13 protein-coding genes are annotated in these 17,433 nt (G+C 72.1%); 4 read left to right on the top strand and 9 right to left on the bottom strand.

Annotated elements, in window-relative coordinates; all coding sequences use genetic code 11:
* The first annotated feature begins 62 nt into the window (after positions 1-62).
* Positions 63-779 (top strand): FadR/GntR family transcriptional regulator, encoded by a 717-nt coding sequence (locus tag FB563_RS36185; RefSeq protein WP_055708177.1) that lies wholly within the window; start codon positions 63-65, stop codon positions 777-779.
* A gap of 201 nt (positions 780-980) precedes the next feature.
* Here the strand turns inward: FB563_RS36185 and FB563_RS36190 are convergent, their stop codons facing one another.
* Genes FB563_RS36190 through FB563_RS36215 form a run of 6 tightly spaced genes read right to left on the bottom strand, consistent with a single transcriptional unit; the run spans position 981 to position 10,427 of the window.
* Positions 981-4,001, bottom strand: a complete 3,021-nt coding sequence (locus FB563_RS36190) for an alpha-mannosidase (RefSeq protein ID WP_055708178.1) — start codon at positions 3,999-4,001, stop codon at positions 981-983.
* Between the two features lie 38 nt (positions 4,002-4,039).
* Positions 4,040-6,067: an endo-beta-N-acetylglucosaminidase gene (locus tag FB563_RS36195; protein ID WP_055708179.1), complete on the bottom strand. Its 2,028-nt coding sequence runs from the start codon at positions 6,065-6,067 to the stop codon at positions 4,040-4,042.
* Positions 6,064-7,320 carry a glycoside hydrolase 5 family protein gene (locus FB563_RS36200; protein ID WP_107100715.1) on the bottom strand — a complete coding sequence of 419 codons (1,257 nt, stop codon included), beginning with the start codon at positions 7,318-7,320 and terminating at the stop codon, positions 6,064-6,066. Before FB563_RS36200 ends, FB563_RS36195 begins: the two co-directional genes overlap by 4 nt.
* A gap of 25 nt (positions 7,321-7,345) precedes the next feature.
* A complete protein-coding gene (locus tag FB563_RS36205) occupies positions 7,346-8,251 on the bottom strand; it encodes a carbohydrate ABC transporter permease (RefSeq protein ID WP_055708180.1) in 906 nt (301 codons plus the stop codon).
* Positions 8,248-9,135 (bottom strand): carbohydrate ABC transporter permease, encoded by an 888-nt coding sequence (locus FB563_RS36210; protein ID WP_055708181.1) that lies wholly within the window; start codon positions 9,133-9,135, stop codon positions 8,248-8,250. Before FB563_RS36210 ends, FB563_RS36205 begins: the two co-directional genes overlap by 4 nt.
* A 5-nt stretch (positions 9,136-9,140) precedes the next feature.
* Positions 9,141-10,427 (bottom strand): ABC transporter substrate-binding protein, encoded by a 1,287-nt coding sequence (locus FB563_RS36215; RefSeq protein WP_055708182.1) that lies wholly within the window; start codon positions 10,425-10,427, stop codon positions 9,141-9,143.
* Between the two features lie 220 nt (positions 10,428-10,647).
* Here FB563_RS36215 and FB563_RS36220 point away from each other — a divergent pair, with 220 nt between their 5' ends.
* Positions 10,648-11,715 carry a LacI family DNA-binding transcriptional regulator gene (locus FB563_RS36220; RefSeq protein WP_055708183.1) on the top strand — a complete coding sequence of 356 codons (1,068 nt, stop codon included), beginning with the start codon at positions 10,648-10,650 and terminating at the stop codon, positions 11,713-11,715.
* 118 nt (positions 11,716-11,833) lie between these two features.
* Here the strand turns inward: FB563_RS36220 and FB563_RS36225 are convergent, their stop codons facing one another.
* On the bottom strand, positions 11,834-14,170 hold the full coding sequence (locus FB563_RS36225) for an alpha-L-fucosidase (protein ID WP_055708184.1): 2,337 nt from the start codon (positions 14,168-14,170) through the stop codon (positions 11,834-11,836).
* Positions 14,171-14,389: 219 nt separating this feature from the next.
* Here FB563_RS36225 and FB563_RS36230 point away from each other — a divergent pair, with 219 nt between their 5' ends.
* Entirely contained in the window at positions 14,390-15,733 is a 1,344-nt protein-coding gene (locus FB563_RS36230) for an amidase (protein ID WP_055708185.1), read from the top strand.
* A 15-nt stretch (positions 15,734-15,748) separates the two neighbouring features.
* On the opposite strand, the gene FB563_RS36235 is transcribed toward FB563_RS36230, so the two are convergent.
* Together FB563_RS36235 and FB563_RS36240 are read right to left on the bottom strand one after the other, a co-directional pair.
* Entirely contained in the window at positions 15,749-16,231 is a 483-nt protein-coding gene (locus tag FB563_RS36235) for a GNAT family N-acetyltransferase (protein ID WP_055708186.1), read from the bottom strand.
* Positions 16,232-16,293: 62 nt separating this feature from the next.
* Positions 16,294-16,467 carry a hypothetical protein gene (locus tag FB563_RS36240; RefSeq protein ID WP_107100716.1) on the bottom strand — a complete coding sequence of 58 codons (174 nt, stop codon included), beginning with the start codon at positions 16,465-16,467 and terminating at the stop codon, positions 16,294-16,296.
* Between the two features lie 408 nt (positions 16,468-16,875).
* Between FB563_RS36240 and FB563_RS36245 the strand changes: the two genes are divergently transcribed.
* Complete coding sequence (locus tag FB563_RS36245) at positions 16,876-17,271, top strand: hypothetical protein (RefSeq protein ID WP_055708187.1); 396 nt, start codon at positions 16,876-16,878, stop codon at positions 17,269-17,271.
* The last annotated feature ends 162 nt before the right edge of the window (positions 17,272-17,433 follow it).

Consider the following 17,433-nt stretch of genomic DNA (forward strand, 5'->3'; position numbering starts at 1 on the left):
GCGTAGTGGTCGGACCACTCGGCTGGCTAGACTGCGGCGCACCGGGGGGAAGGAGGAGTGGTGTGGACGAGGAGGAAGTGCCGCAGAAGGGCACGGTGACCCAGCGCGCCATCGAGGAGATCAAGGCGATGATCGCCGAGGGCCGGCTGGAGCCCGGCCAGCGGCTGCCCACCGAGCGGGATCTCGCGGCCCGGCTGGGCATCTCCCGCAGCTCGATGCGGGAGGCGATCCGCGCCCTGACCGTGATGGGCGTCCTGGAGGCCCGGCACGGTTCCGGCATCTACGTCACCGCCCTGGAGGCCGGCGACCTGCTGGAGACCTTCGGGGTGGTCGCGGACCTGTCCCGTGGCCCCCGCCTGGTGGAGCTGCTGGAGGTCCGCCGGATCCTGGAGTCGACGGCGACCGCGCTGGCCGCCGCGCGCATCACCGAGGACCAGCTCACCGCCGTCGAGAAGCACCTGGCGGCGATGAACGCCACCGACGACCCCGAGGAGATCCTCGCCCACGACCTCGCCTTCCACCGCGAGATCGCCGCCGCGGCGGGCAACGAGACCATGGCCGCCATCCTGGAGGGCCTGTCCTCGCGCACCTTCCGCGCCCGGGTCTGGCGCGGCTACCAGGAGGAGGGCGCCTTCGCCCGCACCCGCCGCGAACACGCCGCCATCCACCGCGCCCTCACCGCCCGCGACCCGGAGGCGGCACGAGCGGCGGCGGCGGCCCACGTCGGCGAGGTGGAGGAGTGGCTGCGGGCACAGCTCGGGGGGCAGGCCGGGGAGTAGCCCGTCGTCCGTCGGTCGTTTCGGCCGCCCTCACCCGGCCCGTGCGGAGGTGTGAGGAGGGCCGGGCCAACGAGGCGCTGGGCGGGATGCGGCGGCAGAACCCGGGCCCGAGGGCGCCGCTGCGCCGCGCGCACCCGTCCGGCGGCGATCCGGCACCGCCCGCGTCACCCCCGGCGGACTGACGCGGGCCCCGCGCCCCGGTCAGCGGCGGCGCAACCGGAGCGTCATCAGCTGGAACGGCCGCAGCGCCACGGCGATCCGGCGGCCGTCCCGCACCGGCGGCTCGCCCTCGCCCGCCGGCCGTTCCAGCAGGTCGGTCACGGTCACGTCCGCCACCTCGAACCCGGCGGTGAGCGTCGCCCGGGCCCGGCCGCCGTGGGCCTCGTGGAAGCGGACCACCACGTCCCCGCTGCCGTCGTCGGCGAGTTTCACCGCCGTGATCACTACGGCGTCGTCGTCGGCGGTGACCAGCGGGGCGACGTCATGGGCGCCGGTGACGTGCCGTTCCGGCAGGTTGATCCGCCAGCCCTCGCGGACCGCGTCGGCGATCGAGGCGCCCGGCACCAGGGCGTGCTGGAAGCGGTGGACGCCCTGGTCGGTCTCGGGGTCGGGGAAGCGCGGGGCGCGCAGCAGGGAGACACGCACCGTGGTCGTCGTACCGCGGTCGCCGTCGGTGCGCACCGCGCGGGTCACGTCGTGGCCGTACGTCGAGTCGTTGACGACGGCCACGCCCCAGCCGGGCTCCTTCAGGTGGACGAAGCGGTGGTTGCACGCCTCGAACTTGGCCGCCTCCCAGGAGGTGTTGGTGTGCGTGGGGCGGAAGACATGCCCGAACTGGGTCTCGGCGGCGTACCGTTCGGCGTGCAGGTCGAGCGGGAAGGCCAGCTTGAGGAACTTCTCCGTCTCGTGCCAGTCGACCTCGGTGTCGATGACCAGCCTCCGCTCGCCCGGCGGCAGTGACAGCTCCTGGGTGACCCGGGAGGCGCCGAAGGACCGGACGATCCGCACCGACATCCCGTCCTCGCCGGCACTCACCTCGTCCGCCTGCGTGAGGTCCGTGACCGTGTTGCGGTAGAAGGCGTCCACGTCCCACGCGTCCCACATGTTCGGGAAGTCCGGGTGGAGCTGGAGGAGGTTCGCGCTCTTGCCGGGGGCGATGGTCTCGCGGTCGGCGGTGATGTCGTAGGCGGAGACCACCAGGCCCCGCGGGTCGATGCCGATCCGGAGCAGTCCGTTGTCCAGCACGAATCCGCCGTTCCCGCGCGGGGCGAGCCGGGTGTGGCCCGTCACGGCGGGGACGGCGGCACCGCCCGCGGCGACCGCGGCCCGGGGGTGCGGCGCCGAATTGAAGACCAGGTCCCGGTCTCCGTCCCCGGCCAGGGCCCGCTGCGCCGCGCGGACGATGTCGTTCAGCTCGGCGGCGATCCGCTCGTACGTCGCCCGTGCCTCCCGGTGCACCCAGGCGATGGACGAGCCGGGCAGGATGTCGTGGAACTGGTGCAGCAGGACCGTCTTCCAGATCCGGTCCAGCTCCTCGTAGGGGTAGGGGAATCCGGTGCGTACGGCCGCGGTGGCCGCCCACAGCTCGGCCTCCCGCAGCAGGTGTTCGCTGCGCCGGTTGCCCTGCTTGGTCTTCGCCTGGCTGGTGAGGGTGGCCCGGTGCAGTTCCAGGTACAGCTCGCCGACCCAGACGGGCGGTTCCGGGTACTCGGCCTCGGCCTTCTCGAAGAAGGCGCGGGGGGTCTCCCAGACGACGGTGGCCGAGCCCTCGAGGTCGCGCAGCCGGGCCGCCTTGGCGACCATCTCGCGGGTGGTGCCGCCGCCTCCGTCGCCCCAGCCGGTGGGCGCCAGGGAGTGCCGGGCGCGCCCCTTGTCCTTGAAGTTGCGTGCCGCGTGGGCGAGTTCACTGCCCTTCATGGAACAGTTGTAGGTGTCGACGGGCGGGAAGTGGGTGAAGATCCGGGTGCCGTCGATGCCCTCCCACTGGAAGGTGTGGTGCGGGAACCTGTTCGTCTGGGACCAGGAGATCTTCTGGGTCAGCAGCCACCTGGAGCCGGCCGCCCTGATGATCTGCGGGAGCCCGGCGGCGAAGCCGAAGGTGTCGGGCAGCCAGGCCTCCTCGTTCTCGATCCCGAACTCGTCGAGGAAGAACCGTTTGCCGTGCACGAACTGCCGGGCCATCGCCTCCGAGCCCGGCATGTTGGTGTCCGACTCCACCCACATCCCGCCGGCCGGCACGAACCGCCCCTCCGCCACGGCCTTCTTCACCCGCGCCCACACCTCGGGCCGGTGCTGCTTCACCCAGGCCCACTGCTGGGCCTGGGACATGGCGAAGACGAACTCCGGCTCGTCCTCGATGAGCGCGGTCATGTTGGAGGTCGTACGGGCCACCTTGCGGACCGTCTCCCTGAGCGGCCACAGCCAGGCCGAGTCGATGTGCGCGTGCCCGACGGCGCTGATCCGGTGCGCGGACGGTACGGCCGGGGCCGAGAGCACTCCGGTGAGTTCGGCGCGGGCGCGGTCGGCCGTGCCGTTCACGTCCTGCAGGTCGACGGCGTCCAGGGCCCGCTCGACGGCGCGCAGGATGTCGTGCCGGCGCGCGGAGTCCACGGGCAGCTCGGCCATCAGCTCGCCGAGCACCTCCAGGTCCATGACCAGCTGCCAGACGGTCTCGTCGAAGACGGCGAGGTCCATGCGGGTGAGGGTGTACTGCGGTTCGTGCCCGGCGGTGTCCTTGTCGCCGAGCCGGGTGGGCCGGAAGGGGCGGTAGTCGAGGATGACCGGGTTGGAGGCGGCCTCGATGTGCAGGACCACCTCCTCGCCGCCCGCCACCGGGGCGCCGACGCGCACCCACTGGTTGCGGGGGTTGAGGCCCTTCACGGGGGTGCCGTCGGGCCGGTAGACCAGGCCCTCGCACTGGAAGCCGGGCATGTTCTCGTCGAAGCCCAGGTCGAGCAGGGCCTCGACGGTCCTCCCGGCCCACGCCTCGGGCACGGTCCCGGTCACCCGGAACCAGCTGGTGCCCCACGGAGCACCCCAGCGGGCGCCGACCTCGACGGGGTTCGGCTCGGCCGCGAGTCCCTCCTCGACCGGCACGGGCTCGCCTGGCGCGTGCCACACCGCGACCTGCAGCGGCACGGACTCGGGGTACACGGCGGGGCGGATGCGTTCGTCGAGGACGCGCCGGAGGCGGCCCTCCACCAGAGTGCGGTCGTCATGCATGCGGGGTGCTCCCTGCGGGTTCCGGGCAGTTGCGGTCGTTACCAGGGGTGGGTGACGGTGACGGGGGCCGAGGTGGTGTAGAGCTCCCCCACGGCACGCAGTTCGAATCGTGCGGTTTTCTCGCCTTGTTCGGGCTGGAGGCCGGTGAGGAAGCAGGCGCACTGGCAGGTGCCGGCGAGGAAGCGGCGGGTGCCGTCGGGCAGGAGGCGGTGCAGCTCGTAGTGGCGGACGGCGCCGGGGGCGGCGTTCCAGGCCAGCCGGAGGTCGCCACCGGTCGCGGCGGTGACGCGGGCGCCCGTGGGGGCGGCGGGGCCGGTGACGGTGTCCCGGACGGCGAGGGCGCCGAGACGCCAGCGGACCGGGCCATCGGTGGCGGTGAGGCGGACGCCGAGGGCGTGGACGGTGCCGGTCAGCCCGGTGAGCGGGACTGTCACGGTCTGCCAGCCGTTGACCCCGTTCACAGGAGCCCGGTTGTTGCCGTGGTTCACGGCCGGATACGTGTACGGCGGTGCCGTCCCGGGCCCGCCCGGCTCGGCCGTCGCCACCGCCGGCTCGACGTTCACAGTGCCCGCGTCGGTCCGGTAGGTGAGCTCGACGACCGAGTTCACACCGACCGGCAGCCGGGTCGCGTACAGATCCACCACGACCGGTTGATCGAGTTCACCGTCCACCAGCACGCTGCTGCCGCCCCGCCAGGCATCGGCGAAGTCGAAGGACACCGCCGGCCGCTCCCCCGCCGTGCGCACCACCCACCGCCGCGCCGGCAGCCGGTCCTGCAGCCCGAGGTGGTTCCAGGGGGCGTCCGAGGTGACGGCCCCGTCCTCGTACCAGCGCAGCCCGTGCCCCGTGTTGAAGACGGTCGCGAACGGCAGCGAGGTCACCGTGGACCGGTCCGCGACCGACACCGCCGGCGCCCGCCACGGATCGGTCGGGTCCGGCCGGGACGGGTCCAGCGAGCGCCCGGTCCAGAACCGGTCGTCGGCGGCGTGGAAGTCCTCCGGGGACCGCTGGTCGGCGGGCAGGTGGTTCCGGGTCCACTCCGGCCGGTAGAAGCCGATCGAGGTGACGTGCGGCTTGCCGGACGGCACGATTGTGTCCCAGTCCACCGGCGTGTCGGACCCGTTCGACTCGACGTCCACTCCGGCCCACAACTCGTAGCGGCTGCGTCCCAGTTGGTCCGCCTTCGTCCCCGAGGACGCGAGGGTGGCCGCGCTCCACCGGAAGTCCACGAACATGTCGTCGGCGGCCTGGAAGAAGGCCTGGTTCTGGTTGTTCAGCGCGCCCTGCCAGCCGACCGTGCCGCTCACCGTCATCGCGTCGTACCAGGTCACCCGCTGACCCTCGGCCGCCGCGAGCGCCTTCAGCTCCTTGACGAACCCGAGCATGGCCTGGCCCAGCGCGCTGTTCCCGCCGCCCGTCTCGGCGTTCACGAACCAGCCGTCGAAGCCGTAGGCCGCCGCGACCGCGACGAGCTGCGCGGCGAGCGGGTGGTGCCCGGCGGCATCCTTCTGTACGAGGTCGCGCGTCCACTGCAGCTGGCCGCCGTAGGCCACCGGCGGCAGGAAGATGTTCCCCAGCACCGGGACGCCGTGCCGGTGGGCGGCGTCCACGATCGGTGCGTTCGGCGCGAGGATCAGGCCCTCGCCGGCCGAGCCGCCCCAGAAGACCAGCTCGTCCAGGTAGGCCCAGTGGGTGAGGGCGTAGTAGTCGGCGGTGGCCGAGCCCTGGGAGGGGTTGGCGGACGTCGGCCCGAAGGAGACCAGGGCCTGGATGCGGGCCCGGCCGGAGCGGGCGGTGGGGTTCGCCGGGGTCGGGGTGAAACGGGCGGCGAGCGGCACGGACGCCGCGTTGAAGGCGAGGTCGGGGTCGTCGGCCGCGCGCCAGCTCTTCAGGCCGCGCCAGGTGATGCCGGGGCCGGGGCTGCCGGCGGGGAGCGAGTCCGGGTACCAGTAGGAGGCGTACGGCGGGGTCGCCCCGGCTCTGGGACGGACGGCCGCGACGGCGGGCAGCGGGAACAGACCGGCGGCGGCGCCGGCGATCAGGACGGTGCGTCTGCTGGGGTTCACGAGCGGGTGCCTCCTTGTGGGGTGGGGAGTACCTGATCGGGAGTGACGACCTCGGTGATGCCGCGCGCGGCGAGGTGGTCCTTGTCGTCCGCGCGGGTGTCGAGGACGGTGGTGGGGCGGGCGCCGTCGGCGACGAGCCGGAAGAACGCGTCGAAGACGGGCCCGCCGGGCGCGCAGTGGGAGCGGCGGCCCGGATCGTCGGGTACGAGGAGGGCCGTGGTGCGCGGGATGGGGGCCGCGTGCGGCCGCCGTGCCGCCTCGGCCAGCACGCGGGCGATGTCCTTGGGCGCCCGGTCGTTGGTGAACACGCCGAGCCCGTACTCCAGTTGGGGAAAGTCGGCGAGGTCGCGCGAGACGTCGTGGGAGCACCACCAGGTGATCCCCCACAGGTCCGGGCAGTCCAGAGCGTTCCCGATCGTCGCCTCGGCGAAGGCGGCGGCGTGCTCGGCGGGTACGAGCGGGGCGGGCGCGCCGACCTCCTGGAGCCAGACGGGCCGGTGCGGCTCCGCGGCCCAGGCCTTGCTCAGCTCGATCAGGTAGGCGGCGTGGTGCTCGGCCGGCACGGAGGTACGGCCGTGGCGCTGGGCGGTGCCGTTGAACACCCAGGAATGCACGGCGGTGAGGTCGCCGAGCCGGGCGCAGTGGCCGGGGGTGAAGGGCTGGTCGTCCTGGTACCAGGCGGCGTCGTAGGAGGCGTGCAGATGGAGCCGGCCGGGGGCGCCCTCGGCACAGGCGGCCAGCATCCGGACGAGCCATCGCTCGGCCTCGTCCGCCGTGATGCGGTCGGGGTCGGGGTGGGGGCCGGCGGCGAACTGGTTGACCTCGTTGCCGACGGTCATGCCGAGGAAGTTCGGCCGGTCGGCGAGGGCGGCGGCGAGGGTGCGCAGATAGGCCGCCTGGCCCTCGGTCACGTCCGGGTCGGTGAAGAGGTTGCGCCGGTGCCAGGTGCGGGTCCAGGCGGGCAGGAAGTCGAAGCTGCTCAAGTGCCCCTGCAGGCCGTCGACGCCGACGTCCAGGCCGCGTTCGGCTGCCGCGTCGGCGAGGGCCACGAGCTGCTCGACGGCGCGCGGGCGGATCAGGGTCCGGTTGGGCTGGAAGTAGGGCCACAGCGGGAAGACCCGGATGTGGTCGAGGCCGAGCGCGGCGATCGCGTCGAGGTCGGCGCGCACGGAGTCGAGGTCGAAGTCGAGCCAGTGGTGGAACCACCCGACGCTCGGGGTGTAGTTGACGCCGAAGCGCACGGCAGGGGGCATGGAGTGTCCTTGTGACGTACGGGGTTCAGCCCTTCACGGCCCCCTCGCCGACCCCGCGGAAGAAGTACCGCTGCAGGCAGGCGAACAGCGCGATGAGCGGGGCCACGGCGATCACGGTGCCGGCGGCGACGAGGCGTTCGTCGTTCGCGAAGGTGCCGTGCAGGTAGTTCAGGCCGATGGTGAGGGTGAACTTGGACGGGTCGCTGAGCACGATCAGGGGCCACAGGAAGTCGTCCCAGGCGCCCATGAAGGCGAAGATCGCGACGACGGCCAGCGTGCCCTTCACCGAGGGCAGGGCGACGCGCAGGAACCGCTGCCAGACGTTGGCGCCGTCGACGTAGGCCGCCTCCTCGATCTCGTACGGCAGGTTCCGGAACGCGTTCCGCATCAGCAGCACGTTCATCGCGCCGACCGCGCCGGGCAGCACGACGCCGATGAGCGTGTTGTTCAGGCCGAGTTCGCGCATGGTGGTGAACTGGGCGATGACGATGCCCTCGACCGGCACGAGCATCGCCAGCACGAACACCAGGGTGGTCACGCGCCGGCCACGGAAGCGCAGCCGGGCCAGGGCGTACCCGGCGAGCGCCGAGCCGACGCAGTTGGTGACGACGTTGGCGGTGGCGACCTTGAGGGAGTTCAGGGCGTAGTCCCAGACGGGGATGGTGTCGGCGACCCGGGTGTAGTTGTGCAGGGTGGGGTGCGCGGGCAGGAAGCTCGGCGGTGAGCCGTAGATGTCCTCGGTGGGGCCCTTGAGGGAGGTGGACAGCTGCCAGAGGAACGGGCCGACGGTCAGCGCGAGGACGGCGAGCAGCAGCAGATAGCGCCAGGCCAGCTCGCCGACGCGGATGCGCCGGCCGTGCTCGTCGGTGACGCGCCGCTCCTTGCGCGCGGTGACCGGCGGCCCGGGCCGCACCTTCTCCAGGACGCTCACGACTCCTCCCGGCGGTCGGCGCGCAGCACCAGCAGCATGAGCGCGACGGTGACGAGGAACACGACGACCGACAGCGCGGAGGCGTAGCCCACGCGGCCGGTCAGGCCCGTGCCGGTGCGCTGGACGAGCATGACCAGCGTGGTGTCCTCGCCGGCCGGGCCGCCGTCGGGGCCGGCCATCAGATACACCTCGGAGAACACCTTGAAGGCGGCGACCGAGGAGAGGGCGGCGACCAGCACCATGGTGGAGCGGACGGCGGGCACGGTGACCGAGAGGAAGCGGCGCACCGGGCCCGCGCCGTCCACGGCGGCGGCCTCGTGCAGTTCGCGCGGCACGTTCGCCAGCGCCGCCAGGTAGATGATCATGTAGTAGCCGAGGCCCTTCCACACCGTGACGGCCATCGCGCTCAGCAGGAGCAGCCACTGGTCGCTGAGGAAGCCGACCCGGCCGATCCCGATCGTCTCCAGCAGCGAGTTGACCAGTCCGCGTTCGTCCAGCAGCCACACCCAGATCAGCCCGACGACCACGATCGAGGCGACGACCGGGGTGTAGAAGGCGGAGCGGAAGAAGGTGATGCCGGGGATGTTCTTCTGCACCAGCAGCGCGAGCAGCAGGGGCAGGACGACCAGGGCGGGTACGACGCCGACGATGTACAGGGTGCTGTTGCGCAGGCCGGTCCAGAACATGTCGTCGTGCAGCAGCTCACGGAAGTTGGCGAGGCCCACGAAGTGGCCCGGCAGCAGGGTGCGGCGGTCGGTGAAGGAGTTCACCAGGGTGGAGACGAACGGGTAGAGCACGAAGACGCCCGTGACGAGCAGTCCCGGCACGGCGAACAGCCAGGGGCTGAAGGGCAGTTGGCGCCTGATGCGGACCGGGGTCGCCATGGCCGTCAGCCCTGCTGGAGCAGTCGGTCGGCGGCGTTGACAGCGTTGTCAAGAGCCTGCTCGGGGCTCTCCTTGCCCTGGAGCGCCTTGGCCACCTCGTTGCGCAGCGCGGTCTTCATCTGGTCGCTGAACAGCACGGGCGTGTAATTGACCGCGCTTTTGAGGGACTTGGCGGCGGCGACGCGCACCCGGGTCTCGTCGGTGCCGTCCTCCTTGGTGAAGTAGGGGTCGTTCAGGGAGCCGGCGGTGCTGGGGAAGATGGCGACCTGCTTGGCGAAGGCCATCTGGTTCTGCGCGTCGGTGACGAAGTGGGCGAAGGCGACGGCGGCCGGGGTGTGCCTGGTGCGGGAGTTGACCATCACGCCCATCACGTACATGTTGACGTGCCCGGTGCTGGTGATCTGGTCGGTGATGCCGATGTTCCGGTACAGGCTGGGCGCGTTCTTCTTGAAGTTGTCCAGGTCGAGGGCGCTGCCGGGGTTCATGGCGACGGCGCCGGTGAGGAACTTCTTGCCGGAGGACTCCGGGGTGGCGGTCAGCGCCTGCGGGTCGAGGGCCTTGGCGTCGTACAACTCCTTGTACTTGCTGAGGAGTTCGACTCCCTTGGCGTCGTTGAAGGCGAACGCGGTGCCCTGCTTGTTCATCAGGGTGACGCCGTAGCGGCCGAAGTCCTCGATGGTGGGCACGTTCGCGAGGGTGGCGACCTTGCCGCCGCTCTTCTTCGCCATCCGCAGGGCGTCGGCGAAGAGTTCGTCGTACGTCTGCGGCGGATGGTCGGGGTTCAGTCCGGCCTTGGTGAACAGGGCCTTGTTGTAGAAGAGCGGCCCGGTGTTCAGGTACCAGGGGAAGGCGTACGTGCCGCTCATGCCCGGCACCTGGTGGCCGGCCCAGGCGCCGGGCAGGTACTCGGACCTGTACGTGGCGGCCGCCTTGTCGAGGTCGAGGGCGAGGCCCGCCTTGGCGAGCGGCGCGACCAGGTCCGGGGAGACGTTGACGACGTCGGGCAGGGTGCCGCCGCCGGCCTCCGCGCTGAGCTTGTCGGCGTAGCCCTCGGCGGGCTGGTCGACCCACTTCACATGCGTGCCGGGGTACTTCTTCTCGAAGTCGGCTATGAGGCCCTCGAAGTACGGCTTGAAGTTCGCGCGCAGATTCCAGGTCTGGAAGGTGATGTCGCCCTCGACCTTGCCGGACGCGTCGGTCGAGCCGCCGCCGTCGCCGCCCGAGCCGCAGGCGCTCAGCGGCAGGACGAGGGCGACGGCAGCGGCGGCGAGGGCTCTGCGAGACATGGGCACGGTGACACGGCTCCCTTGCTGTGTCAGGGGTCGGGGGGCGCCAGAGACCTTGCCCGCGGCGTTCGAGGAAAGTCAATGCATTCACCGGGACTAAAGAAATCAGCTCTTTATTAGTCCAGGTCAGAGACGTTTCAGCACAAGCTTGCCGTCAACCGCTAATGCGCTTTAGGGTCTTGACGCTCAAGCGCATTAGCAGCACAGTCGGGAAGGGAGGACGAACGTGCCGACCAAACGGTCCCCCGCGCGCCGGCCCACCATGAAGGACATCGCCCGGCGGGCCGGAGTCTCCGAGAGCGCCGTGTCCTTCGCGCTCAACGGCCGCCCCGGCGTCTCCGAGGCCACCCGGGCGCGGGTCCGCCGGGTCGCCGAGCAGCTCGGCTGGCGGCCCAGCACCGCCGCCCGCGCCCTGTCCGGCGAGGGCGCCGCCACGGTCGGCTTCGTCCTCGCCCGCCCCGCACACACGCTGGGCGTCGACTCCTTCTTCCTCCAGCTCGTCTCCGGCATCCAGGAGGTGCTGGCCGAGCGGCACTTGGGCCTGCTGTTCCAGGTCGCGGAGGACGTGCCCGAGGAGTGCGCGGTGTACCGGCGCTGGTGGGCCGAGCACCGGGTCGACGGCGTCCTGGTGGCCGACCCGCGCGCCGCCGACCCGCGCCCCGACCTGCTGGACGAACTCGGGCTGCCCGCCGTGGTGATCGGCGGCGCACCCGACGTACGGCACCCCGGCCTGGCCACGGTCCGGGCGGACGACGCGGGCGCTATGGCCTCCGTGGTGGACGAGCTGACGGCGCTCGGTCATCGCCGGATCGTGCACATCGCCGGGCTGCCCGAACTGGCCCACACCCAGCGCCGTATCGCCACGCTGCGGGCCGAGGCGGAGCGGCGCGGGCTCACCGAGGTCCGCTCGGTCACCACCGACTACTCCGACGCCCAGGGCGCCGCCGTCACCCGCCGCGTGCTCGGCGACCCGCCCGTCCCCACGGCGCTCATCTACGACAACGACGTGATGGCCGTGGCCGGCCTGGCCGCCGCCGCGGAACGGGGCTTCCGCATCCCGCAGGACGTGTCGGTGGTCTCCTGGGAGGACTCGGCCCTGTGCCGCATGGTCACCCCCCGGCTGTCCGCGCTCTCCCGCGACAGCGCGGAGTTCGGCCGCACGGCGGCCCGCGAACTGCTGTCGCTGCTGGACGGCAACCCGGCCCGCTCGGTGGGGGTGCCGGTGCCACGGCTGACGGGGCGGGGCAGTACGGCGTCGGTTCCCGTCAACCCGCCCTCTGGGCAGCCCACTTGAGGAACCGCGTGACAGCTGCTTGGTCCCGCCCAGGAAACCGGCCCGGACGAGAGCGGGCGGGAGCAGACCCTGGAGCCGCTCCCGCCCGACCTGCGTGCCTGCGCACGGTCCCTGCTGTTCAGGCCCGCCAGCTCACCTTGAACACCCACACATGGCGGCCCGCCCTCCGTGCGGCCTCCGGTACGTCGACGACCAGCGAGCCGCCTGAGACGGTCCAGTTCAGGGGGCGGTCGTAGCCGAGCATGGTGACCTTGTCACCGGACCGCACCGGCACCGGCGCCTCGACGATCAGCCTCGCGCCCGGCTCGGCCAGCGAGTGGATGTAGAACGCCTCGTCGGGGCGGACCGTGAACCGCAGGTCCTCGCCGAGCTGCGCCATCCGCGACCAGTACGTCGTGTCGTAGATCGCCTCGCCGTTGACCTTGAGCCAGGCGCCCGTCTCCCGCAGCCGGGACTGCAGGATCTCCGCGATGGTGCCGTCGGCGCGCGGCCCGATGTCCAGGAGGAAGTTGCCGTTCTTGGAGACGATGTCGACGAGGCTGTGCACGACCTCCTCGGCCGTCATGTAGGCGGCGTCCGGGGTTGCCCGGTTGTAGCCGTAGCTGAACGGATCGAGCCCCCGGCTGGACTCCCACTTGGCGACGACCGTGTTGGCGTACGTCGTGTACTCGGGCGTCGTGAAGTCGTGGAAGGCGATGCCCGAGCGGTTGTTGACGGTCACGTCGATCGGGCGGGCCCGGTTCTTGGCGTGGTTGAAGTACTCGGCGAGGACATGGAGGCTGTCGTTCGCACCGCCGATGTCGCACCAGATGATCTCCGGGTCGTAGCCGTGGATCAGTTCGAGCATCTGCGGGGCCTGGTAGTCGTGCACGTAGTCCTTGCCCGCGGTGTATCCCGTGTACGGAACCGGCCGCAGGGTGTACGGGTTGCGCGGGGCGTGGCCCATCCACGGGTTGTCGGGGTTGAACCACTCCGGCATGGAGAAGTAGAGCCCGCGGTGGAGTTCGGGGGCGTACCGCCGGGATGCCTCGAACAGTTCCCCGACCAGGTCGCGCTTCGGGCCCAGCCGGACGGCGTTGCGGTCGGAGACCTTCGTGTCCCACAGGGCGAAGCCCTCGTGGTGTTTGGAGGTCAGGACGTGGTACTGGGCGCCGGCCTCCCGGAACAGCTCCACCCAGGCACGCGGGTCGAAGCGCTCGGCGGTGAAGCGCGGGATGAAGTCGTCGTAGGCGAAGTCCTCACCGTAGGTGGCGCGGTGGTAGGCGTGCGTGGGGTTGGCAGGGTCCTGCATCTGGTCCCAGTACCACTCGGCGTACTGCTTGCCGACCGGTGCCCAGGCGGGCACCGAGTAGACGCCCCAGTGGATGAAGATGCCGAACTTGGCGCCCTGGAACCAGTACGGCGCCTGATGCCCGGAGAGGGATGACCCGGTGGGCTGGTAGTCGGCCACTCCGAGGGTCAACCTGCTGCGGGCGGACGCGGCTTGAGCGCCTCGGCCGACCACGGTCACCGTGCCGTCCTGCCGGGTACCGGGGGCTGTGCCCGTGCGATTGCGGATGCCGATGCGGACGCGGGTCTGTTCGCCGGGGTCGAGGCGGCGGATGCGGGCGGGCTCGACGGTGCGGGCGCCGGGGACGTCGACGCGCGCGGACACGTCGTCGCCGGAGAGGATCGGGACGGTGCCGGCGTTGACGACCGTGGCCTCGACGCTCTGGGCGCCGGTGGCCTCCAGCAGGGAGGCGGTGGAGTGGGCGTCGCGCAGGGCCAACGCCCGTCCCTGGGCGGCGGGTTGGAGGGAGAGGGCGAAGACGTGCAGGGACGCCTTGTTCGCCTCGGCGGGGTTCGTGACCGGCAGGGTCATGGCGACGGCCGCGCGCCGCGGGTCGATCCACACCTCCGACGTGCCGATACCGACGGTGTGCTCGTCCTTGGTGCCGTCCGGCTTGTAGCGGTACGGCGCCGACAGTGAACCGCCCGCCGCGTACCAGTCGGCGCCGCCGAGGCCGGCGGTGCTGGTGGAACCGTCGGCGTAGTGGACGGTGACCTGGCCGGACGCGTCGCCATAACTCCCGGCGGTGAGGAAGGCGGCCGACAGGTAGCGGCCTCGGGGCAGGTCGATGCGCTGGCCGAGCGCGACGACGTTGTTCTTGGCGCCCGCAGTCGACGCGGGGAAGGCGAAGGGGATGCCGTCGACCTCGATGCGGCCCGCGGGGAGTTCGTCGCCCGGGAACGTGTAGCCCGAGCCGTCGAAGTCGCCGCCGCGGGCGGAGCCGGTGTCGATGCCGTCGTTGTCGTAGAGGGCGTCGAGCGGGACGGGCACCGGGTCGGGGACGGTGGCCCACGTCATCTGCTGTCCGGCGGCCCGCGCGGGGGGTGGGGTGGTGAGCGGCAGGGCGGCCGCAGCGGTCGCGCCGGCTGCCGCGCCCAGGATCAGACGTCTGGGATACATGCTCATGAGCGGCTCCCAATAACTCCGATTCATCGGATGTCTGATGATGGTGGGGTCGCCATGACACTGTCAACCAGCCTGAAGTGGCCCAGAATTCAGGCATTGATCGGATGATGCGGGCGTTACCTGAAACGGCGTCTCGACGTACCGCCGCCGACCGGGCACAGTTCTCCCTGCGCCGCGATTCGTACCAGCAAGTAGCCGACGACCGAGCGAGGAGTGCCCGTGGGTGACTGGGCCGGGCGGAGTGCCGCCGAGATTGCCGCCGCCGTACGCGAGAAGCGGGTGACACCCCGGGAGGTGGCGGCCGAGCACCTCGCCCGGATCGAACGGCTCGACGGCCGGATCGGGGCGTTCCGGAAGGTGCGGGCCGAGGCGGCGCTCGCCGAGGCCGACGAGGTGGCCTCCCGCACCGATCTGGCCGAACTGCCGCTCGCCGGCGTGCCGGTGGCCGTGAAGGACAACCTGGCGGTGCGCGGCGAGTCCCACCGCGACGGCTCCGCCGCCACCCCCGACACCCCGGCCGCCGAGGACCACGTCACGGTGGCCCGGCTGCGGGCCGCCGGTGCGGTGGTCGTGGGCCTGACGAACGTGCCGGAGCTGTGTGTCTACGGCACCACCGAGGGCGTGTTCGGCACCGCCCGCAATCCGTGGGACACCTCCCGCACGGCGGGCGGCTCCTCCGGCGGCAGCGCGGCCGCGGTGGCCGCGGGCCTGGTACCGGTCGCGCTCGGCAACGACGGGATGGGGTCGCTGCGCATCCCGGCGGCGAACTGCGGCCTCGTCACGCTGAAGCCGGGGCACGGCGTGGTGCCGGCGGGGATCGGCAACGGCGACTGGTTCGGCATGTCGGAGAACGGCCCCCTGGCCACGACGGTCGAGGACCTGCGGCTGGTGCTGGGCGTGCTGGCGGGCTCCGACGTCCCGGCCGTGGACGAGGCACCGCGCCGGCGGATCGCCGCGGCCGTGCGCAGCCCGCTCGCCGGGGTGAGCGTGAGCGGATCGTATACGACCGCGGTCCGCGAGGCGGCCGGGGAGCTCGCCCGGGCCGGTCACCGGGTGCGGCGGGCCGAGCCGCCGTATCCCCTCTCGCTGGGCGTGACCGCGCTGCGGCACTGGACGGCCGGGACCGCGGTGGACGCCGAGGGCCTGGACCAGGCGCGGCTGGCCCGGCGGACCCGGGTGCACGCGGCGGTGGGACGGCGGTTCGTCCGCTCGGTGCGCACCGGGGACAGCCGCGAGCGCCTGCGCGCCCGGCTGACCCCCTTCTTCACCGAGTACGACGCCCTGCTCACCCCGGCGCTGGCCCGGCGCTCCCCCAAGGCCGGCCCGTGGCACGAACGCGGCTGGCTGCGCAATGTGCTGGTCAACACCGCGTACTCCCCGTTCACCCCGCCCTGGAACCTGACCGGCTGGCCCGCGATGTCGGTCCCGTTCGGCACCCTTCCCTCGGGCGCCCCCTGTGCCGTGCAGCTGGTGGGCCGGCCGGGCTCGGAGTCCGTGCTGCTGGAGCTGGCGGAGGAACTCCAGGCGCTGCGTCCGTGGCGGCGGACGGCGCCGGTGGACTGACCCTCAGCCCGGCTGTTACAGCGAGCGGTACATGATGTGCAGCCCCACCCGTCCGTGCCGGGGGTGTTCGAAGGCTTCCGGCACCGTGCCGAGGACGGTGAAGCCGAGGGAGGTCCAGAGCCGGACGGCGGGGTTGGTCTCGACCACGGCGTTGAACACCATCGCGCGGTAGCCGTGGGCCTTGGCCTCCGCGAGGACGTGTTCGGCCAGGGCGCGGCCGATACCCTCGCCGGTGCGAGCGGGGTCGACCATGAAGCCGGCGTTGGCGACGCGGGCGGCGGGGCCGCCGTAGTTGGGGGTGAGGTAGGCCGAGCCCACCACGGCTCCGGTGGCGTCCTCGGCGACGTACACACGCTTGGCCGGGTTCATCCAGAGCGCGCGGGCGTCGTCCTCGCAGGTGCCGGGGTCCCAGGCGTAGGTTTCGGCGGCGGCGACGATCCGGTGCCAGAAAGGCCAGATCCGCGGCCAGTCGTCGGCCACGGCTTGTCTGATCAGCATGGGCGTGAGTCTGTCAGGTCACGCCCATGCGTGCGGCGCTCGCGAACGGCCCGACCCGGGGGTCAGTCCACGCTGGGCAGGATGTGGGGTTCGGCGAGGTCGTCCTCGTAGCCCGCCAGGCGGATCGGGGCGGACCGGGCCCACACGTCGAGGCTGCCGAGTTCTCCGGGCCGCCGGTGCGCACGCTCCGTGCGTTCCTTGGGGCGCTGATCGCGATTCGTCTTCTCCGGTGTCACCGCGCACTCCTTATGTGTCGGTCACCCTCGGGGCTTGCCGGACAGCCTGCGCTCCGGCGCTCGGCGCCCGCTCGGGTCTGGGTGGAAGGCCAGTTCGGACGCGGTGGCGCCGGTACGGACGTCTGGGTCTGGGTGGGACCCGGTACTGCTGTCCGTCCCCCCAAGAGTACCCAAATGAGCGGGCTCGCGCTCGATCGGGAGTGCAAACAAGGTGTAACTATCAGAAGTCGTTTCGCCCCCCAATACCTCCTAATATGCGGCCATTTACCATGAGGCGCATCACCCGGCCGCCCGGCGAATCACCCGCTCGGGCTACATGCGGCGCAGTTCAGGTGCCGTTGGCCGGGGCGCAAGCTCGCCATGATCTGCTGCTCGGCGGCAACGGCAGTCTCGCGGGAGGACTGACGCATGGAGCTGCGCAGCGTCGAGGAGCTGATGGATCTGCTGTACGCCGGCCGGCACCAGCACGCGCTGAGATGCGCCGCGCTGCTGCGCCGCAGCCGCCCCGCCGACAAGGAGCTCCAGGTGGCGGGGCTGGTGCAGGGCATCGGGGCGGTGCTGTGCCCGGGCGACGGGACGGACCGGCCGCTCCGTACGGCCCAGGCGGTGCGCTCGCTGCTCGGGGAGCGGGTGTTCCGGCTGGTGCGCGGGGACGCGGACCCGGCCGACGACGATCTGCTGCGGCTGCGCCAGGCGGACGAGGAGAGCCGTGCGGCGGGCTTCGACGCGGGCGTCCTGGAGGACTGGCGCACCGTGCTGGAGCTGGTGGCGGCCCGCAACTCCCGGCTCGGGGCCGTCGACTGAGCGCGATCCGGCCACACGCCGGCCCGAGGGGCCCGCAGTCCCGCTGGGGTCCGCCGATGGATCACAGCCATGAAGAACGCGTCACCCGCGCACCGGGCACCCCGGCACGACCGTCACAGCCTTGGACCGGGACGGTCGCACCGCCCACCGGTTCCGGCGCCC

It is taken from the genome of Streptomyces puniciscabiei (assembly GCF_006715785.1).
Lineage (GTDB): Bacteria > Actinomycetota > Actinomycetes > Streptomycetales > Streptomycetaceae > Streptomyces > Streptomyces puniciscabiei.